Origin of the sequence: Leptolyngbya sp. FACHB-1624, from assembly GCF_047649235.1 — a bacterium.
GTDB lineage: Bacteria > Cyanobacteriota > Cyanobacteriia > Leptolyngbyales > Leptolyngbyaceae > Leptolyngbya > Leptolyngbya boryana.
In genome coordinates, this window is record NZ_CP180258.1 from 3,355,813 (window position 1) to 3,373,635 (window position 17,823).

At 47.3% G+C, this 17,823-nt stretch carries 21 protein-coding genes; 15 read left to right on the forward strand and 6 right to left on the reverse strand.

Annotated features, from left to right (window positions below; all coding sequences use genetic code 11):
• Nucleotides 1-22 precede the first annotated feature (22 nt).
• From ACMUEV_RS15725 to ACMUEV_RS15775, 11 genes are all read left to right on the forward strand, one after another.
• Nucleotides 23-352 carry a hypothetical protein gene (locus ACMUEV_RS15725; RefSeq protein WP_190652268.1) on the forward strand — a complete coding sequence of 110 codons (330 nt, stop codon included), beginning with the start codon at nucleotides 23-25 and terminating at the stop codon, nucleotides 350-352.
• Nucleotides 349-504, forward strand: a complete 156-nt coding sequence (locus ACMUEV_RS15730; RefSeq protein ID WP_190652269.1) for a hypothetical protein — start codon at nucleotides 349-351, stop codon at nucleotides 502-504. The genes ACMUEV_RS15725 and ACMUEV_RS15730 overlap by 4 nt, the downstream gene beginning before the upstream one ends.
• Nucleotides 501-917: a hypothetical protein gene (locus tag ACMUEV_RS15735; protein WP_190652270.1), complete on the forward strand. Its 417-nt coding sequence runs from the start codon at nucleotides 501-503 to the stop codon at nucleotides 915-917. The genes ACMUEV_RS15730 and ACMUEV_RS15735 overlap by 4 nt, the downstream gene beginning before the upstream one ends.
• Before the next feature lie 11 nt (nucleotides 918-928).
• Nucleotides 929-1,795, forward strand: coding sequence for a hypothetical protein (locus ACMUEV_RS15740; protein WP_190652271.1), 867 nt, complete (start codon nucleotides 929-931; stop codon nucleotides 1,793-1,795).
• Between the two features lie 65 nt (nucleotides 1,796-1,860).
• Nucleotides 1,861-3,693 (forward strand): ATP-binding protein, encoded by a 1,833-nt coding sequence (locus ACMUEV_RS15745; RefSeq protein ID WP_190652272.1) that lies wholly within the window; start codon nucleotides 1,861-1,863, stop codon nucleotides 3,691-3,693.
• A 184-nt stretch (nucleotides 3,694-3,877) separates the two neighbouring features.
• Nucleotides 3,878-4,087, forward strand: a complete 210-nt coding sequence (locus ACMUEV_RS15750; RefSeq protein WP_190652273.1) for a hypothetical protein — start codon at nucleotides 3,878-3,880, stop codon at nucleotides 4,085-4,087.
• 30 nt (nucleotides 4,088-4,117) lie between these two features.
• On the forward strand, nucleotides 4,118-4,291 hold the full coding sequence (locus ACMUEV_RS15755; protein WP_190652274.1) for a hypothetical protein: 174 nt from the start codon (nucleotides 4,118-4,120) through the stop codon (nucleotides 4,289-4,291).
• 17 nt (nucleotides 4,292-4,308) lie between these two features.
• Nucleotides 4,309-4,599: a hypothetical protein gene (locus ACMUEV_RS15760; protein WP_190652275.1), complete on the forward strand. Its 291-nt coding sequence runs from the start codon at nucleotides 4,309-4,311 to the stop codon at nucleotides 4,597-4,599.
• 184 nt (nucleotides 4,600-4,783) lie between these two features.
• Nucleotides 4,784-4,948, forward strand: a complete 165-nt coding sequence (locus ACMUEV_RS15765; protein ID WP_190652276.1) for a hypothetical protein — start codon at nucleotides 4,784-4,786, stop codon at nucleotides 4,946-4,948.
• A 468-nt stretch (nucleotides 4,949-5,416) separates the two neighbouring features.
• Nucleotides 5,417-8,047 carry a phage/plasmid primase, P4 family gene (locus tag ACMUEV_RS15770; RefSeq protein ID WP_190652277.1) on the forward strand — a complete coding sequence of 877 codons (2,631 nt, stop codon included), beginning with the start codon at nucleotides 5,417-5,419 and terminating at the stop codon, nucleotides 8,045-8,047.
• Nucleotides 8,048-8,377, forward strand: a complete 330-nt coding sequence (locus ACMUEV_RS15775; RefSeq protein ID WP_190652278.1) for a hypothetical protein — start codon at nucleotides 8,048-8,050, stop codon at nucleotides 8,375-8,377.
• Here ACMUEV_RS15775 and ACMUEV_RS15780 read toward each other — a convergent pair.
• Entirely contained in the window at nucleotides 8,374-9,432 is a 1,059-nt protein-coding gene (locus tag ACMUEV_RS15780; RefSeq protein WP_190652279.1) for a hypothetical protein, read from the reverse strand. The genes ACMUEV_RS15775 and ACMUEV_RS15780 overlap by 4 nt on opposite strands.
• 284 nt (nucleotides 9,433-9,716) lie before the next feature.
• Here ACMUEV_RS15780 and ACMUEV_RS15785 point away from each other — a divergent pair, with 284 nt between their 5' ends.
• The gene (locus tag ACMUEV_RS15785) at nucleotides 9,717-9,938 is read left to right on the forward strand and encodes a hypothetical protein (protein WP_242044605.1); all 222 of its coding nucleotides are present in this window, start codon (nucleotides 9,717-9,719) and stop codon (nucleotides 9,936-9,938) included.
• Nucleotides 9,939-9,999: 61 nt separating this feature from the next.
• On the opposite strand, the gene xth is transcribed toward ACMUEV_RS15785, so the two are convergent.
• Nucleotides 10,000-10,785 carry an exodeoxyribonuclease III gene (gene xth / locus ACMUEV_RS15790; protein WP_190652280.1) on the reverse strand — a complete coding sequence of 262 codons (786 nt, stop codon included), beginning with the start codon at nucleotides 10,783-10,785 and terminating at the stop codon, nucleotides 10,000-10,002.
• 55 nt (nucleotides 10,786-10,840) lie between these two features.
• A complete protein-coding gene (locus ACMUEV_RS15795) occupies nucleotides 10,841-12,043 on the reverse strand; it encodes a protein kinase domain-containing protein (protein ID WP_347277621.1) in 1,203 nt (400 codons plus the stop codon).
• Nucleotides 12,044-12,444: 401 nt separating this feature from the next.
• On the opposite strand from ACMUEV_RS15795, the gene gatA reads away from it, so the two are divergent.
• The 3 genes from gatA to ACMUEV_RS15810 are packed head-to-tail and all read left to right on the forward strand — an operon-like array spanning nucleotide 12,445 to nucleotide 14,675.
• Nucleotides 12,445-13,893: an Asp-tRNA(Asn)/Glu-tRNA(Gln) amidotransferase subunit GatA gene (gatA, locus tag ACMUEV_RS15800; RefSeq protein ID WP_190652282.1), complete on the forward strand. Its 1,449-nt coding sequence runs from the start codon at nucleotides 12,445-12,447 to the stop codon at nucleotides 13,891-13,893.
• 9 nt (nucleotides 13,894-13,902) lie between these two features.
• Entirely contained in the window at nucleotides 13,903-14,343 is a 441-nt protein-coding gene (locus tag ACMUEV_RS15805; protein ID WP_190652283.1) for an element excision factor XisH family protein, read from the forward strand.
• Nucleotides 14,304-14,675 (forward strand): XisI protein, encoded by a 372-nt coding sequence (locus ACMUEV_RS15810; protein WP_190652284.1) that lies wholly within the window; start codon nucleotides 14,304-14,306, stop codon nucleotides 14,673-14,675. Before ACMUEV_RS15805 ends, ACMUEV_RS15810 begins: the two co-directional genes overlap by 40 nt.
• 21 nt (nucleotides 14,676-14,696) lie before the next feature.
• Here the strand turns inward: ACMUEV_RS15810 and ACMUEV_RS15815 are convergent, their stop codons facing one another.
• The 3 genes from ACMUEV_RS15815 to ACMUEV_RS15825 form a co-directional block, all read right to left on the reverse strand.
• The gene (locus ACMUEV_RS15815; RefSeq protein ID WP_190652285.1) at nucleotides 14,697-14,879 is read right to left on the reverse strand and encodes a hypothetical protein; all 183 of its coding nucleotides are present in this window, start codon (nucleotides 14,877-14,879) and stop codon (nucleotides 14,697-14,699) included.
• Nucleotides 14,880-14,969: 90 nt separating this feature from the next.
• Entirely contained in the window at nucleotides 14,970-17,213 is a 2,244-nt protein-coding gene (locus tag ACMUEV_RS15820; RefSeq protein ID WP_190652286.1) for an NACHT domain-containing protein, read from the reverse strand.
• A 9-nt stretch (nucleotides 17,214-17,222) separates the two neighbouring features.
• A complete protein-coding gene (locus tag ACMUEV_RS15825) occupies nucleotides 17,223-17,681 on the reverse strand; it encodes a hypothetical protein (protein WP_190652287.1) in 459 nt (152 codons plus the stop codon).
• Nucleotides 17,682-17,823: the final 142 nt, after the last annotated feature.

A 17,823-nucleotide genomic window follows, 5' to 3' on the forward strand; every position in this document is an offset into this window, starting at 1 on the left:
AAATCATCGGAGCTTTTTCATTATGAAGCCTGACCTGAGTTATTACTCTCAACCACTTGCAGATGCCCTTGCCCCAACGTTTGGCGACAGGCTAGAACAACTTTTCTACATTGAGAAAGTTCAGTTAATCGGAGCGATCGGAATGTGGATTTCATTCCGCATTGACGGAGAAATCGACGATGCAAGCTTTGGCGATTACGTCGAAGAATTCACACCAATCAATCCAAGTTTTGATGCTTGGGACGTTGCAACGATTCACACGAATTTTAGAACACCAGATGATGCAATGCCGCTACTCAAAGCGCTTGTGGCTCAACTCGATCAGGGCATTTGGATGGAGCAAGAGCCATGAGCAACTATCACAAAGACGATGGATCAATGACAAGCGGGATTTTCGTATTTGGCTGTGTCCTGCTTGCTTTCGTTGCTGGCTACTGGGTGCGTGACCAGGGCGTTCTATTCAAGGTTGAAGTCCCACAAGTCGAGCACAGGAAGGCGAAGTGAGTCTACACAAGCAACTCTACAAAGGTTCTCGAAACCTCGGTATCGGATTACTGCTTTTCTCTGCCGTCATTGGTGGCAGTCAGCTACTCATCAAAGCGGGAAAGCAGCACCAAACCGACCTACGAACCGCAGAGATTGAGCAACGGGCACAAATCGCAGAGAAGCAAGCCGACGCGCAAAACCGAGAAGCTACGGCATTCCAGAAGGCAGATCAGTTAAACATTCATCGCCTGATTATCAACGATGTCGGGCGAGAGCAAATCAAGCCAGGGTTGCCTTTCTGGAAGACGCAACCGACTCAGACTCGATTGATTTTCGACAAATTTGAACGCTGTGCAGGGATCTGGAAGGATCGCAAATTCACACCAGATACAACCGTTTGCAATAACCCCGATCATCCCTTACTCAAATAGGAGCAACACTCATGGCACTTCGGAACGCTCAAGACAATTCAACTCAGCCCAAAGCAACTGGATCAGATTCGACTCAGCCCAAATCGAATCACAACACTGAACCGACTGCCGATGAAATCTTCGGTTCGCTTGCTGATTCGATCGCATGGTTCTTTTCCCGTCCAGCCGCACTTTACAAATGGTGTACGGCTCCACGGGGAGGACAGAGAATCTTTCTCGGTTCAATCGCCATTTACTTCTGGCTATGTTCGGCAGAATCTTATTGGCAAGCACTCGCCATCGGCAATCACTTCTCTAAGACGGGCAAGTTTGATGGCTCATACATTGCCGAAACTCACCCGTCATTTATGCCCAAACCGTTCAGTCCCAACAATGGCAACATCCAGAACATCGGCGTTGCATTCGCTGATCCAAACTTCTACGTGACGAGCGTTATCTCGATCGTCATTCTGGGCGTTCAAGCCAACTTACAGCGTGGTAAGAAGTCTGTCGCTAAAGCTAAGCAGGACTACGAATCGGTGAAGAACTTTCGAGTTGGGGAAGTTCCAAAAGAAGCGATCGATGTAGTTCACATTGAAGCGAAAGCCTACAAGCAAGCAGGAACAGCCAATCATAAAAAGATCTCAGGCGTGGTTCGAGCTTCCTATGTTGTGGACATTGCATCAGCCGTCGCACCGCTTTATCGGTTCATGTTCCTTAGTCCTAGCGCTTTCGTCACTTCTGCTATCTGGACTTACATCAATGTCTTTGCCGCAGAAAAGTTTGTGGCACTCTGGCAAGCCAATGAGGACATCGTGAAGGCTGAGTCTGAATCGAAGCGCTTCCCCAAAGTGCTGAACTTTAGAAAGCCTTCTGCAAACAAATCTGAATCCGCATAGATACGACAAAGGGGAGCCGTCACACTCCCCTCTTTTCCATTCAAGTCCCCGGTGAGGTAAATCAAATGGCTCTAAGCAAGTTTAATCCGCAACTGATGCACGATGATCAGCTTCTCCCTGCAACCTTGCTGGAGATGGGCGACACGCTCAACTTCATCGAAACCCGTAAACATACCCTACGCAATGAGATCAAGACATCCAAGATTGATGCAGGCGTTGGCAAAGTTTCAGGGCTTGCAGGTATTGCAGGCGGGGGCGCATTACTCATCCTCAGCAATCCATTAGGCTCACTCATCGTCGCAGGAGGAGCGATCGCCTATTCGATGGCAGTCTTTGCCCAATGGTTGCAAACTGGCAAAGTTCAAATTATGCCGCTATCCAGCAAGACTCAAGCCGAGCGTGACGTTGAGTTGTCCAGTTCAACCGAAACCGGGAACGCTTACGATGTCGCTGCAATTCAAGGGCAGCGGGATTCGATTCGAGAGGATGCAGCCTACTTGAGCGATCGCGAAAAGGTTGAGTATGAATTGCTCCACTTCTCCCCTGAAGGCTTGCTGTCAGCAATGAATTATGTTCACCCAACACAACGATGGGCGTGTTACCAGTTTTTGATTGATGCGTTTCTCGCGGGAACGATTCAGAGCTACTTCGCAAATCCGCAAGCCTTGCGAGATGTTCTAGGCAATCCCGCGATCTATACAAGCCATCTGCCAGAAGCGTCGAAGCGGTTCCCACAGTACGGATTACAGAGCGCGGGTGCGATTGATGGACATGAGGCTAGAACATCATTCCAAACCCCGCAAATCGGCTCCAATACCCGCTTAAACGCAGTGGAGGTACAATCCTCACCAATGATTCAAAGCGTCGCTTCTACGGCTCAAAAACAGGGGGCAGAGGACATTGCCAAATCTCTTGCTGAACATCTGCAATCGACTTTGATCGTCGGGCAACCAGGAGCGGGTAAAGGACTCACGATCGCGTATGCAACTCGCTGGATCAAACAGCTTCATCCTGACTGTCAGATTTGGGCGATCGATCCGAAATCAGATCCGGCAGAGGCGGACTACTGGAAAATGTGCGATCGCTTACTGCAATGTCCCATTCGTCCATTCACGCCTGCTGAGGACATGGAAGCGATTCAAGACGCGATCGATACCTTCATCGCCGAATTCCAAAACTCACATGCACCAATGAAGCTTCTGATTTTCGATGAAGCCTTGGCGGTGAAGGAAAAGACCGGGCAGTGGTTCAAGGGACTGATGGCAGGATTCAATGCGCTGTCTTCGATGGGACGGAGTTCTAAACAATATGGATGGTTGGTTTCTCAATCACCTAACACTAGCGACTTTGGCATCAGTGGCGGAACTCGCAACGTTTACAGACGGGTGTTGTTGTTGGCGAAATCGAATCAAGGTTTGATTGCCAATCGCTCGACTTTCTTCTCTGGTGAACCGACTCAATCTCAACTGAACGAAACCGGACGAGTCTACTTTGACTCAATTACAAATTCGTGGGGAATCACTCCGGTTTATCACGATTTGGTTCGAGATGTTCCTGCTAACTCAGAACCCAAAATAGAGCCAAAATCTCGCAGGATTTCGCTCGAATCTTTAATGCAATCGACTGAAGCCGAACACCCAGTCGAGCAGTTCTATCATGGTGACTCAATGCCATCTGACAACACGGAATCTGACTCGTCAGAACTCGAAATCCGAGCAGAAATCAAGCGCTTCCTACTGGCAAACAGTGAAGGCTCTAAGCCTCGTGACCTTACCAGAAATGCCCGTCAACCTGTTCGCGGAATGTCCACAGAGGATATCAAGCTTTATCTGGAAGTAATGGCGTTAGATGGTGAAATCTACGAGGTTGATGGCACGTTTTTTACTAACAGTAATTAACCTCTGTCGCATTTGTCGCACTGTCGCAAAATACCCTTGTCGCAGTCTGTCGCAACGGTGCGACAAGGGTGCGACAGCCCTTGCGACAGTGCGACAAAACGCGACATGCGACATGCGACACCACAAAATGCGACAATACGACGCTCTACAACTGAACTATCAAACTATTAGGAGAACCCCGGAAATGATCACATGCAACATCATTGACGAAACCGACCGTGACGAGCATCAGAACATCTACAACTGGCAGCAAGGCTTTCCCAGAGTTCCAACTATCGGTGAGTACATTGTCAAAGATCAAAAAGGATTCAAGGTAAAAAGCGTTCTCTGGTATGACCACGGAAATACCGTTGAGGTAACGCTAGTTGTCGAATGGGATGGATGGCTACAGTAGACACATCAAGCTATTAAGAGAAGACTCACAATGCACCACAATTTCAAGCAAAAACTAGCCGCTAAAGACTGGCAATTTTTACGCAACGGCAAAGGCTCACATCAACTCTGGCAGCATCCAGAGCGCGGCATTATTTCGATATCAGTTCGAGCAGGAAGAATGCAAATCGCACGGGCACTTGAAAAGCAATTATTTGGATTCTAGACGTTAAGGAGAAAATCATGACACAACAAGAAATTGTTGAGGCTTTGCGGAAAAGAGGGTTCAAGCAAATCGAGATCGAGAATGATGTTGTTTTGGCAGATTTTGGAATTGAGAACGAATACTGGGTGATCATCCAGCCGGACTCAGATGAGGAATGGCTCCATTGCACCCTTCAAAGTCATACTCCGGAGACGCTTCGCGACGGTCTTTATCAATCTCTGGATGAGGCGTTGTTTGAGTTCGCGATCCTTGCCACAGTCGATTTCGCAAAGTTCCACGAGCAATGGCGATTGAGATCTACTAGGTAGCGTTCACCCCTAAACGTCACGGGAAAAACTCGTGGCGTTTACCCCTCAACACCCGTAAACGTTTTTGAGGTGAACGGAGCCTTCCTGGGAAACTTCAAAATCTTTTATCGATATAACAAAATGCTGTGTTACGTTCAAAACAGCTAGTAAATTGCAGCGCGTTTTTACTAACCAGGAGGATCTTATGGCAACGCCAAAACATAGTTCAGTCGCGATGACAGAGCGCGAACTGCGGGAACTAGACGAACTTTTCCCAAACATTCAGGGTCGGAGTCGAAAACTGAGAGCGGCGATCGCGCTGAGCAAGCAGTTACTCAAAGAGGACAAGATCAACATCATCGTGACTTGAATGCAAGTGATGCTTGCACAATGCACGGAGCAATGATGCTAGATTGCAATTGCACGGATTTCTCCGACCTGGGCGCGATGCCACGGTCTAAAACAAGGCAGTTGCAGTGCGATGCTGTGAAGGGAAGTCAGTCCCGCAAATCAATGAACTAACAACGAATTAATCAGCGAACTTTTCAAGAAATCAATCGCGGAAACTAATCGCGGACTGACAAAAATAGCCAACGCTGTCGCAACAGTGCCCCACAAACAAAAACAAACCCCAGTCTTGTTAGAGCTTGGCGGCTGCAAGACCAGGGGTTTATTCAAGAATTTTTCGTTCAAAATGCAAGATATCTCAATCTTACCAAAAGAGCAAGGCTCTTTTGACGTAATCGAAAAACCGTACCTGGAACAACCTAGTAAGCTTACACAGGAACACAGAGATCATTTACTATCTGAGGGCTTCAACCTGGATCAAATCCGCCAAATGGAAGCGGACGGAATCGAATCGATCTCTTCCGAGGAAGCTAGAAAGCGCGGCATTTTCTGCAAAGGCGATGACGGCAAGACTGTTTCGCCTTCTGGGTTGTGGTTTCCTTTTGGTGGCGACTTTGGACAGATCCGCGCAGACAACCCGCCAATTAAGAACGGCGAACCAGTGAAGTACCTAACTACTTGCGGCAAAGGCTCTAAGGCATATCTTCCGGTTGGCGCAAAAGTTATCACTGAAGGCTGGAAAGATGGTTTTGCTGGAACCGTTCACGGTGGAATAGCAACGGGTGCGATCGCGGGCGTTAGTCATTATAAGAAAGCCTTGCCTAAAGGATCGAAGATGACGATTCTGTTTGATGCAGACGGTTGGACAAATCCAAGCGTGCTTCTCAATCTGTTTAATGCTGCGATGTGGACAGGCGGCAAAATTCAGCTAGTCCCCCAAATTCCAGGAGAACCGAAAGCAGGACTCTGCGAATATTTCAAGGCAGGCTACACAGCCGAAGATTACAAAGTTTTGATTGACTCTGCGATGAATCCTCGCGCATTTCTGATGAAGCTTTCGGGTCAATGGGGGAGTCTTGAGGGTGACATCGAAAAGAAATGGCGGTGCATCAAGGTTGTCCTTAACTTGGCTGCAAAGCACTTGAATAGAGGGGAGCAAACTTCGCTGATCGATGCGATTGACAAAACCTTTGAGGAGGCTCAAAAACAATCCTTGAAGTCAATGCTTAGCAACTTCAGGAAGCGGATCGAAGCGCAGCAAAATCGAGAGAAGAAAAAACGGCGAGAACTGGAGCGGAAGGAGAAAGAGGCTCAGAGACAAGAAAGAATTGCGAGAGACTATCCAGGCTATCCACTCATCCCGGTGGAATACGACGACAACGGCATCAAACTACCGAGAGAGGGAAGCGTTGCCAACATTCTTTATGAAAGCTATCGCCATACGTGGTCGTGGATTCCCGCTCAGAAGACGTTTTATCGTTACGGTAAGGAGTCAGACGGGTTGTGGTCGGAAATGGCTCTTGAGCTTGCTTACAGACAGATTCAAAAGATCCTTGATGGCGCGAATGATTTTGACGGAGCTTACAACGATCGCTATATTACGTCAATCTGCAATCTGCTACGAAACTTAGTCACAGACGACAAGTGGGAAGAAAGTAAAGGACTGCTTCCATTCAAAAACGGAGTACTCAATCTCGATACGGGCGAACTATTGCCACACAGCCCCATTTATCGGTTTACGTGGCAAATGCCCAGAGAGCATGATCTGTCTGCGAAAGACTATCCAGAAATCGACAAATGGTTTTCTGAGGCGACTCAGGGTGACAATCATGCGAAAAGACTGCTGATTTGTTTCTGTGCTGCCGTCCTGCGCGGGATGAACAAAATTCAGAAGTTCTTGAATGTGACGGGACGACCTGGATCTGGGAAAGGAACGTTTACGCGACTACTCCAAGCTTTAATTGGAGAAAGGAACGTTTACGCAACCGACTTAGATCGATTGGCAGTCAATCAATTCGATCTAGCAAATGCCCGGAACAAGAGACTAATGGTTTTCAACGATTCCGAGAAGACAGAAAGCAAATCAGCGCTGAGAGCCTTCAAAAATCTCACAGGCGAAGATAGGGTAGTCGCGGAGGTGAAGTGTCAGCAAGCAAGCAACTTTGTTTTTGAAGGCTTGATCCTTGTTAGTTCTAACCATCCGGTGTTCCCAGGAGATCAGGCGATTGATCGTAGACAAGTCGTTGTACCGTTCGATTTGGTTGTGAAGGAGCCAGACCCTAATTTAGGTAAGAAATTTGAGTCGGAACTTTCAGCTTTTACGAACGCACTTCTTGAAATCCCAGAAGAAGTGATCATCAGAACATTGCAGCAAGTCGATGGGACATCCGAAGCGATCGCGGATAAAACCTGGGACTATAAAATCAGAACGAACTCAGTCCTTCATTGGTTAGACGAGTGCGTGGTCATGGACGAAAACAGTAGGATTCCCGTGGGAAGCAAGATTGGCGACCTCGACACTGCCTACGGCAACTACCACGATTTCTGTATTAAGAGCGGCTCTAAACCCAAGTCAGGCAAGGAGTTTGCTGAATACATCGGGGAAATTCTCGGAACCAACAAAACTCAAGGAAGCATTGTGAAGCTCCCAGTCGTGTTTAAGAAAAAAATGTCATCCGGCATGGTTCTTCACGGGGTTAAATTCAAGTCCCCTGGCTCTGATGAATTGTCGCTGATTGCCACGGTTAGAGAGCAAGAACTTAGCTCCAAGAAAATTGAGCAAATCGACGAGACAGAGGATTTCTCGCATGGCTCTGACGAAGAAACGCAATCGTCCGGGTTCGATCGTGGATTGATGATGCAGCAAGTGTACGGGTACGTTGGGGAATGCGATGACGCAATCCCTATTGACGTTGAAGCCCAAGCGATCGAGATTGTGACAGGCATTCTAGATTCGTATGGACAACCAGACTTCAAAAACAAATTAATCGGGCTAGGAAAATTCCCAGAGCAAATCAGAAAAGTTGCAAAACCGAAACTCAAGGAACTAGCACTGCCCCACGTCTACGAAGAAATTCGGGCTATCAGACGGCAATGGAAGAAAGATCAGGAGGTCGCATAAATGACCCCTGACTCCGAAAAACTACTCGCGGAAATGTACCTTACGCAACAAAGGCTATTAGTTGAGGTTACGGCACTTCGAGCCCAACTCGAAGGACATCCGGCGATTGCCGATGGCTGGATGTCTGGGGCAGATGCGGCGATCTCGCTCAAGCCAGAAGGCATCAAATCAGCAAGACATCTTCAAAAACTCAGGCTAGATGGTGCATTCAGCGAATCTAAAGGCGAAATCCGGAACATGAGCGCGGGTGAACGTCCTACCTGGCAGTATCATGTCCCAACCTGCCGAAAGGCTTTACAGCGTCATTTTCGACAGATTCGGGCAGTTTAGGATTCACCCAGAATGAGCGATCGATAAACTCGCTCATTCTCGGCATCGCTCAACCATCGGTGATACGTTCTCAAATGCACATCCGGACTGTGACCCATCAACGCGGCTGCGGTACTGACAGGCAAGCCTTTCACAACTGAAGCCCTCACAGCGTAAGCGTGTCGCAGATCGTAGGGCACAAATGGCAGGTTATAACGCTGGATTCCGAATTGGCGGCTCACCAGTTGCCCTCGCTCTCGATTGCCTTGCCTGGTAGTCTGAGGCGAGTTCATCTCGATTAAATTCCACTGTTCAGACCATTCCGGGTGAATCGCCCTTGCAAGGCGGCTCCCGGTTTTTGTGCTGTCATGCACCCGCAAAGTTAAAGGGTCAAGCATTTGGCAGGCGTAGATTTCATGTGGTCTGATGCCAAATGCAGCCATCGCACCATAAGCCCACTGCCATTTAGAGCAAGGAATACGATCGCGCCATTCTACGATTGTTTTGTCATCCGGGATATCACGTGGTTTAGGTTCATAAGCGCCTGCGTATACGGATAAGTTGATCGTCAATCCTGCAAAATCAGCTAACTTTTGGAGCCGTTGACAGGCTAATTCTCTATTGCGGGTGTTTTCTTTTGTAGATAAAACGACGGCAAGCAAATCTGCATCCTTTAACGGTGCGTCCTGTGGCAGTTTTCGGAGCGTTGAAAGCCATGTGTTGATCCAGGTCGCCTCTTGAATCCGATGCGTTCTGAAGTATTCAGCCTTGAATTCTTCAACCCACTGCGCGATCCTCTTTGACTCCGGATCATGGTCTGGGTGAAGGTAGACCTCCCAATCGAATGAACCATCGGCGAGGGATTGCGCCAACTTGTGGGCTTCTCGCTCTGCTCGCTTCAATCCGTCCTTTGATGCAGGGATTCTCAAGCTGATGTCATATTGCTTCCGTCCAATGCCGTCTTGAGGCTTCTTCGGTAGCGTGGCACGTAATCCTAAATTCTTGCCCTTGGGGATGACGCGAACCGGAATACAAGCGGCTTTCAAGCGATCGTTAATCTTCTGAACCTGATCCATACTCAGCCCTAAACTAGCCCTAAATTTTGTCGCGATTAAGGACGTTTTAGGGTGATTCAAGATGATTGAACACACCAGAGATAGAGCCTGAATCGCTTGATATGCCTAGTTTACCGCCATTTTTAGAGAAATAGTACATCTGCTTTGGGAGCAGGATGCCGCAGGTTCAAATCCTGTCATCCCGATTGATTTGAAAAATGCCGTTCGGATAGATCTTTAGCAGATCTATCACGGGTTGGAGCAGCACACTGTGTCAATTCCTCTAGAATCAAGTGCGCCAGTGCATGAGCAACAGTATGGGAATTCCAGAGTCAGGATTTGTTATTTTTCTAGGGTTCGGTATCCTCTGCACGATCGCTGGAATTGCAGCAGGTGTATATCTCCTGAAACCGAAAGATCAACCACTCCAGTTCGATCGCTGGGGATTTGTAGTGCTCATTCCGATCGTGATTCCGATCGTAGCAGCATTGCTGTTTCAAGTACTTTTTTACTATCGCAGAAGCTAAGAATTGGGCTAAATTGCAAGAACACACGGTTGTTCTTTAGGTTCTAAGCCTTTGGAGGAGATCAGAATTCTACGACAACGGGAGTATGATCGCTGGGTTGTTCAAGTTCACGAGGAGCGCGATCGATGACACAGGAAATTGCTCGATCGTACAAATCTGGCGTCAGGTAATGATGATCAATTCTCCAACCTGCATTCCGACGGAACCCAGCCGATCGATAATCCCACCAGCTAAAATGTCCGCTTTCGGTTGTGAACTTCCGAAACGCATCAGATAACCCCAATTCCAAGACCTGCCGTAATGCATCTCGCTCCACATCGGTTGCCATCACCTGCTTTTCGCGACCTTTGGGATTGTGAATATCAATATCTTCTAACGCAATATTGAAATCTCCACAGACAAGTAGAGAAGGCGATTGTTCTAGCAAAACTGCTAAATATTCTCGCAGCACCTTCAGCCAGCGTAGCTTGTAGACATACTTTTCACTATCCACGGCTGAGCCATTGGGCACATAGAGATTCACCACTCGAACGCCATCAATTACTGTACTAATGACTCGTTTTTGATCATCAAGATCACCCACAATCTCGGCAGGAAGAATCGCTCCAAATCCGCGATCGACGTGTTCTAAAGGCGATCGACTAATCAAGGCAACGCCGTTATAGCTCTTTTGTCCAAATGCCGCCGCATGATAGCCGATCGATTGAATCGCTTCATATGGGAATAACTCATCGACCACTTTTGTTTCTTGTACGCACAATAGCTCGATTGGATTCGCTGTCAGCCAGTCTGTAACATGCGTCAGACGAGTCCGAATCGAGTTGACATTCCAAGTTGCAATCTTCATGAGCCAGGATGAAACAAACGGATTTCATCATCGCATACGTTGCTCAGATTTTGGCTTAAATCAGCGATCTCAATGCCGTTAGAACTTCACGCGCAGACTGATAGCGATCTGCCGGGTTCGGTTCGGTTAATTGATATAAAACTTCGATCAATTGCGGTAGTAATCCCGGAATCAAATCGGGACTGAAGCGATATTCCTGCCGCCATTGTCGGTAAAACAGATGCGGATGTTGCCCTGAAATCAGAAAGGCTAACGTTGTGCCGAGCGCATAGAGATCAGAAAGGTATGTTGCCTGTCCATTTTTTTGCTCTGGTGCAAGATAAGCGGCAGAAGTCTCATCCATACCCAATCCCCGGACACTGCCAAAATCGACCAACGCAAGCTGATAGGAAGACGTAGCGTGAGCACGGTAAATCAAATTATGAGGACGAAGATCTTGGTGCAACACAGGAGGAGATTGGTCATGGAGATATTCCAAGATTTCGCAGACTTCTACCATCCACGCGATCGCTTGCTTGAGTTCGACTTTGCCGCGATCGCCAATGTAGTGACAGAGCGTCTGCCCAGAAATCCGCTCTGTCACAAGAAAAGGTTGTCCGTCAATCCGAAAAAAATCCCGCCAGCGCGGAAGACCAGGATGATTCAGTTGCTTGAGCATCTTAGACTGACGTTCAAACAAGGCAAGCGCTTGGGGATGATTGATCCAATCAGGATTGAGCGTTTTGAGCAGCAGCAATTCGCCGTCTTGCTCTCCCAGATAGGTGATCCCCACTTTGCCTTGGCTGAGCAGTTGAATCTCTTGATATTTGCCGATTCTCGTTTCATCCTGCTTGCGAATCCACTCCGCACTGGGATGCCCGAAAGATACATCTGTATCCATCGTTGTCTTAGAATCTGAAACCGCGATCGTTTGAGTATTGAGCAGAGGTTGAGTTCTATCCTCATCCTCGGTACTTGTAAACGGTATATTGAGAGCCGCAACGGGAATTTTCGCAGGCTCAACAGAACGCTTCACGGTTAGAGTTTCAGGTCGCCCAAAATGAACTTGAAGATTGGGACCCGATCGCGCGAGTCGGAAAATCATGCCATCTCGCACAGGCAATTGTAAGACTCGTTTGCCTTCAAAATAAGTCCCATTCGCACCGAGACTGACCAACTCCCAGGCTAAGTTGACTTGCCGAAGTTCGACGTGGTAACGAGACACAACTGCGCTATACAGCACAACGTGATTGTCAGTCGATCGACCGACTTTTACCACTGGGGAGTCCTCAAAAGTCCAGTGTTGAACGGGCGTTAGCTGAACTGGGTGTAATAAAGTTAGAGTAATCACATGCACGCCACAGAAAACTTGGACGAAAAACTGAGAAATATCGCGAATTTCAGGAATTTGAAATCATAGAGCGCGTAGGAAATTGATGTAAACAATTTAACCTAGCCCCCTAGAACTGACGCAGAAATTATTCCAGCCGCTGACTGAGCCAAGCGCGAATAGAATTCGCAACGCAGTCATAGAAGTTTAAAGTTTCTGCTTTGCTCTCAAAATTCCCAGAATTTGCTAGTGGGATAACGTCTTTTTTTCTAACGCTCGATCTCTGGCTTCCCCTATACTGTAAACTTGTGCAGATTTTTGAGTGCGCACGTCTATTGAGGAAGGTTCGTATGGCATCGATTCGTGAGTTGCATCAGCAACTGATTAGCAAAGAGCGGTCTTGCGTTGAGATTGTGCAGGAGTCGCTGGATCGGATTCAAGCATTGGAGCCGAAGTTGCATAGTTTTTTGCAGGTCACGAACGATCGCGCATTAGAACAGGCGAAGCGAATTGATGAAAAGATTGCAGCCGGAGAAGAAATTGGGCTGCTGGCGGGAATCCCGATCGCGATTAAGGATAATCTCTGTACACAAGGGGTTCCAACCACTTGCGCGTCTAAGATTTTGCAGAATTTTGTGCCGCCTTATGAATCGACGGTGACGCAGAAATTGATCGATGCGGGCGCGGTGATGGTCGGCAAGACGAATCTCGATGAGTTCGCAATGGGCGGATCGACCGAGACTTCAGCTTATGCGAAGACAGCGAATCCTTGGGATATTTCACGGGTTCCGGGCGGGTCGTCTGGTGGGTCAGCCGCGGCAGTTGCAGGTGGAGAATGCCCGATTTCACTCGGATCAGATACGGGTGGATCGATTCGTCAGCCTGCTTCATTCTGTGGAATTGTGGGGATGAAGCCGACTTATGGCTTGGTTTCGAGATATGGATTAGTGGCGTTTGCGTCGTCGTTGGATCAGATTGGCCCGTTTGCGCGATCGGTGGAAGATGCAGCAATTTTGCTCAATGCGATCGCGGGATACGATCCGAAAGATTCTACGAGTTTGAAAGTAGACGTTCCTGATTACACGCAGTTTCTCACGACTGATTTGAAAGGGAAAAAAGTTGGAGTCATCAAAGAAACGTTTGGCGAAGGGCTTGATCCCGAAGTCGAGAAATCGGTGAATGCTGCGATCGATCAGCTCAAAGCGTTAGGTGCAGAAGTCAAAGAAATTTCTTGCCCTCGATTCCGTTATGGAATTGCAGCGTATTACATTATTGCTCCGTCTGAGGCTTCGGCGAATTTGGCACGATATGACGGCGTGAAATATGGGGCGCGGATTGAGGATGCTGAGAATTTGATGGAGATGTATACGAAAACGCGATCGCAAGGATTTGGTGCAGAGGTGAAGCGCCGGATCATGATCGGCACGTATGCCCTCTCGGCTGGATATTACGATGCGTACTATTTGAAGGCTCAGAAGGTGAGAACGCTGATCAAACAAGATTTTGAAAAAGCGTTTGAGGAAGTGGATGTTTTAGTTTCACCGACGGCTCCGACGACTGCATTTAAGCTCGGCGATAAGTCACAAGATCCATTGAGTATGTATCTGATTGACTTGATGACGATTCCGGTGAATTTGGCAGGATTGCCGGGAATGAGTGTGCCTTGTGGATTTGATTCGCAAGGTTTACCGATCGGGCTTCAGATTATTGGCAATGTGTTGAGAGAGGATCAGGTTTTCCAAGTTGCGTATGCTTATGAGCAGGCGACGGATTGGCATACTCGGAGTCCGAAGTTGTAGGGCTGAAGGATGCCAGCAAAAGATATTTTTCATGAGGCTGTCAGAGAGGCATTAGCTAAAGACGGGTGGGTGCAGATTGCACCCTTAACTCTGAGATACGGCAAGACCCGCTTGGAGGTCGATTTATCAGCAGAGCGGCTTTTGATTGCTGAGAAGGAAAATATTCAGATTGCGGTAGAAGTTAAAAGCTTCATTGCTCCGAGCGTTGTGTATGAGTTTCATCAGGCGATCGGGCAATATTTGCACTATCGTTTAGTATTAGAGCGGATTGAATCACCCCGAATTCCCTATCTTGCAGTTCCTAGCTTCATTTACGATCGACATTTCACCGATGAGTTTTTTCAAGCGAGTCTTCAAGCTCACAATGTTCGACTGATATTGATTGATGTTAAGGAAAAGGAGATTCGACAATGGATGCCACCTGTCAGCCCAATGCCACACTCGACTTAAGCCCGAAAAAAAATGATTATCGAGCGATCGTCATTGACGTGTTGAATCAGTTTTTACACGCTTCTAAGGATGAGATTGAGACGGTTCCAGTCTTTGATACAGTACACGATCGCTATCAACTGCTGGATTTGGGGTGGCGTGGAGAAGATGAACGGGTCTTTTTGCCGATTGTGCATCTCGATTTGATCAATGGCAAGGTTTGGATACAAGAGAATCGCACTGATGTCGATATTGCTCGATCGCTGATGCAGGCGGGAGTCGAACGGCAAGATATTGTTTTAGGATTGCATCCGCCGAGTTTTAGACAGATGGGTGATTATGCGATCGAGTGAGTAGGTTACGAGATAGAAAGATTAGAGATGCTCCTCATAGATACCGACTCGACTGATGGCAGTGTCGGATAGAAGGGGTACATTTGAGCCAACAAAACTTTGAAAGTCGTCTGCAAGTTGATCGGAGATCGCTTCAAATTCATCTTCTTCTTGCAGAATTAGCGTGACGATCGCTTCTTGTTTCTGATCGGTAAGGTCTTTCATTGTGAGATTGCTTGCTCAAGTCGTTCAGACATTTGAGAGTTGACTGCTTTAGGATGTCTCAATTATCGCTTAGTTCGATTCGGGTGAAGCTCAAACTCGCAAGGTGGCGAAGTAGTCGAGGAGTTCGCGGTGGAGAAAACGGTAGCGTCCACTAAGATTCTGCAAGAGTCGGCGTTCAGTACAATAGTTTAGAAATTTTGAGATATTCCATGGAGCAATACCGTTTTGCCAGAGAACGAGGCGAAGACAAAAATGTTGAAGACAAACTACTCCACCACCAAATAAAAAACTAATAAATATACTTTGCCATAGGCTAGCCGGTAATAGTGATGATGATATGTATCTCGAAAATAGCACCTTCCAATCGAGCCCTTGGGCTATCTGACGAATGAGTTCTGGGGAAATGTATATCACAACTAAAATTGGATACACCAACAAAACTAAAATTGGACACACCAAGAATGTAAGCAAGAAGAAGCTGTCTCTTGAATTCCAGATACCCTGATTAGGTTTTGCTCGTAGTTGAATCTTCTTTTGAGATGCATGTACTATATTTTCGATCTTTTTAATCTTATTTGCAGCACTGGTAAGTCCATCTATAGAGACATTTGTTATACGTAGGATAAGTTTTGCAGGAATCATCAACGCTATTAGTAACTGACGAAAAAGAAACGTCATAAGCAATCTAAAAGAAGCGTACCAAATTCGCTTCTTATTCAGTACTTTTGGTATTCTTCGGTATATATCGCTCAGTCTATCAAGGAGCAACAGCAGCTTTTTGTTTAACGACTGTAATACGATCACTAGTATGCTCAATGTTATGACAAAGCCAGAATTAATTGGTTTATCAATCAGTAACTTCCATAAAGTACGCATCACCTTTTTTGGAAGTTTCTGTGACATTGCAATATGAAACATCTCAATAGGTGTTATGTCCGTCTGTCGATTAACTAAACCAACTACTAACCCAAACGGCAAACCGAATATTAGCCCGCACCATAACCCATAAACCAATCCATAGATTAGCCCATAGATTATTGCAGTTACTAACCCCATGAATAACACACATACTAGTCCAAAGACTAGTTGATATTGATAACGCAATCGAGCTATCTCAAGCCAATGGGGCTGTATTCCCTCAATTAATATCTCTATCTGCTCATGGGTTTTCAAGTGCTGTGCAAACCAGGCTAGCACCTTTCGAGTTTCCTTGAAGCCTGGCTCAGATTCGGTATTATCATAAGCCCATTGTTTCTTCTGCTTTCGTCTAAATTGTCGCTCAATCTCGCGCGTCTCCTGCTGTAATCGCTTCTGGATAAACGCTTCATATAATTCTTCTCGGCTCGAAAACGGCTGCCCATCATACGCCTCAGCCGCAATACTCAACAGCAACGGAACCTGAAAAATTCCCGGATTCCCGTCTTTGTCTGGCTGCAACATCTGCCGCATCTCTGCCGAAGTTTGAATCGCCTGCCACAACGAATCCAGTTCAATCTCCTGTAAATATTGCTGAATCTGCGCCTCACTCAGCGATTGCAAACAAATCTGTCCCGGCATCGCTCTCAAATTCGCTCCGGCATCCTCATACTCTTGCACCCGACAACAAACGACTAAATGCGGATACCCACTCGCAAACTCATTTAGTGCTGCAATACACTGCGTCTGCTGCTCTATCCCCAACTCATCTAACCCATCCATGAGCGGCAATAGCAATTGTTTGTCAATCCAAGCCTTTCCCTGATCTTCCGCCAAGTCAAACCCCGATCGAAGCTGCTGCACCAGCCAATCCTCGATCTTCCCCGTCTTCCAAGTCGATAACTCAAAAATAATCGGAATCACAGACCCCGGATTCTCGATCGCGCCCGCCAACAAATCTCGCGCCAAGGTCAACAGGGTCGTCGTTTTCCCTGCTCCTGGCGCACCCAAAATCAGCAATTTCTTGCGAACATCTTTTCGACAGAAGACTTTTACGATCGCTTCATTCAAATCCAGGTCAACTTCTTCCTGACCTTCTGTTTTCAACTTCCGCCGCAATTTCAGCGATGCCTTACTCGAATTTGCACCATATGATTTCATCCGCAACGGAATCAAAACATCGTCATCATTCAGCGTAAAATCCAGCCGGGCGATCACGTCCTCCTGCATTTTGGCAAGAATGCGAGATTGTCGATCGTCCCACTTTTTCCCAGGCTGCGGAAAGGTTTGCAGGAAAGTTTGGTAGATCGTCGTACTGCGATCGTCGCCTGCAATCTGTTTCAGATCTCGCCCTGCTTGAGTGAGATCGACCTCGCTATTGTTAATATCGCCACCGATGTTTTGATCTTGAGAAGCCATCGCTAATCCTTAAATCCCAAAGAAATGCACCGCCACCCCAAGCCAAGGCGCGATCGCTTTCAAGATCTCTGCTCCCGTCTGCCATAAACCCTTTGCCGCCTCCGAAGTCTCCTGCAAGTTCTTCATCGTCTCACTCACTTGCTTCAGATTCTCGCCAATCAGGGTCTTATTCGCTTCCTTTTTCTTCGCCGCTTCTTTTTTCGCCTCTTTCTTAGCAGCGTCGAGATAATCCAGCATTTCTTCTTGTTCTGTCTCAGCGACCCCGGATGATTTAATCGCTGTTTCTAGCTTTTCCAGCAGTTGCACCACTTCAGCGATCGTCATGCCTTGCGTCTGATCGTCCGAGTCACCGCGCTGAACCGCCGTCAGATCACGACCCGCTTGCGCCATCTGCACTTGGCTACCTGTGACATTTCCACCGATCGACTGAGACTGAGTTGGATTTCCCGGGGGCTTCTTTTCAAACATGAATCATCCTCTAGCTTTTTCTCAATTGTAAGAATTAATTCATCAGCACCACCCAGGATTCCTAATTCTTTAATTCGCTCAGAGAAGCACCGCAGCAAAGAGAAGCTCACTCGTTTTATCAAATCAACCAGCACGAGGATCA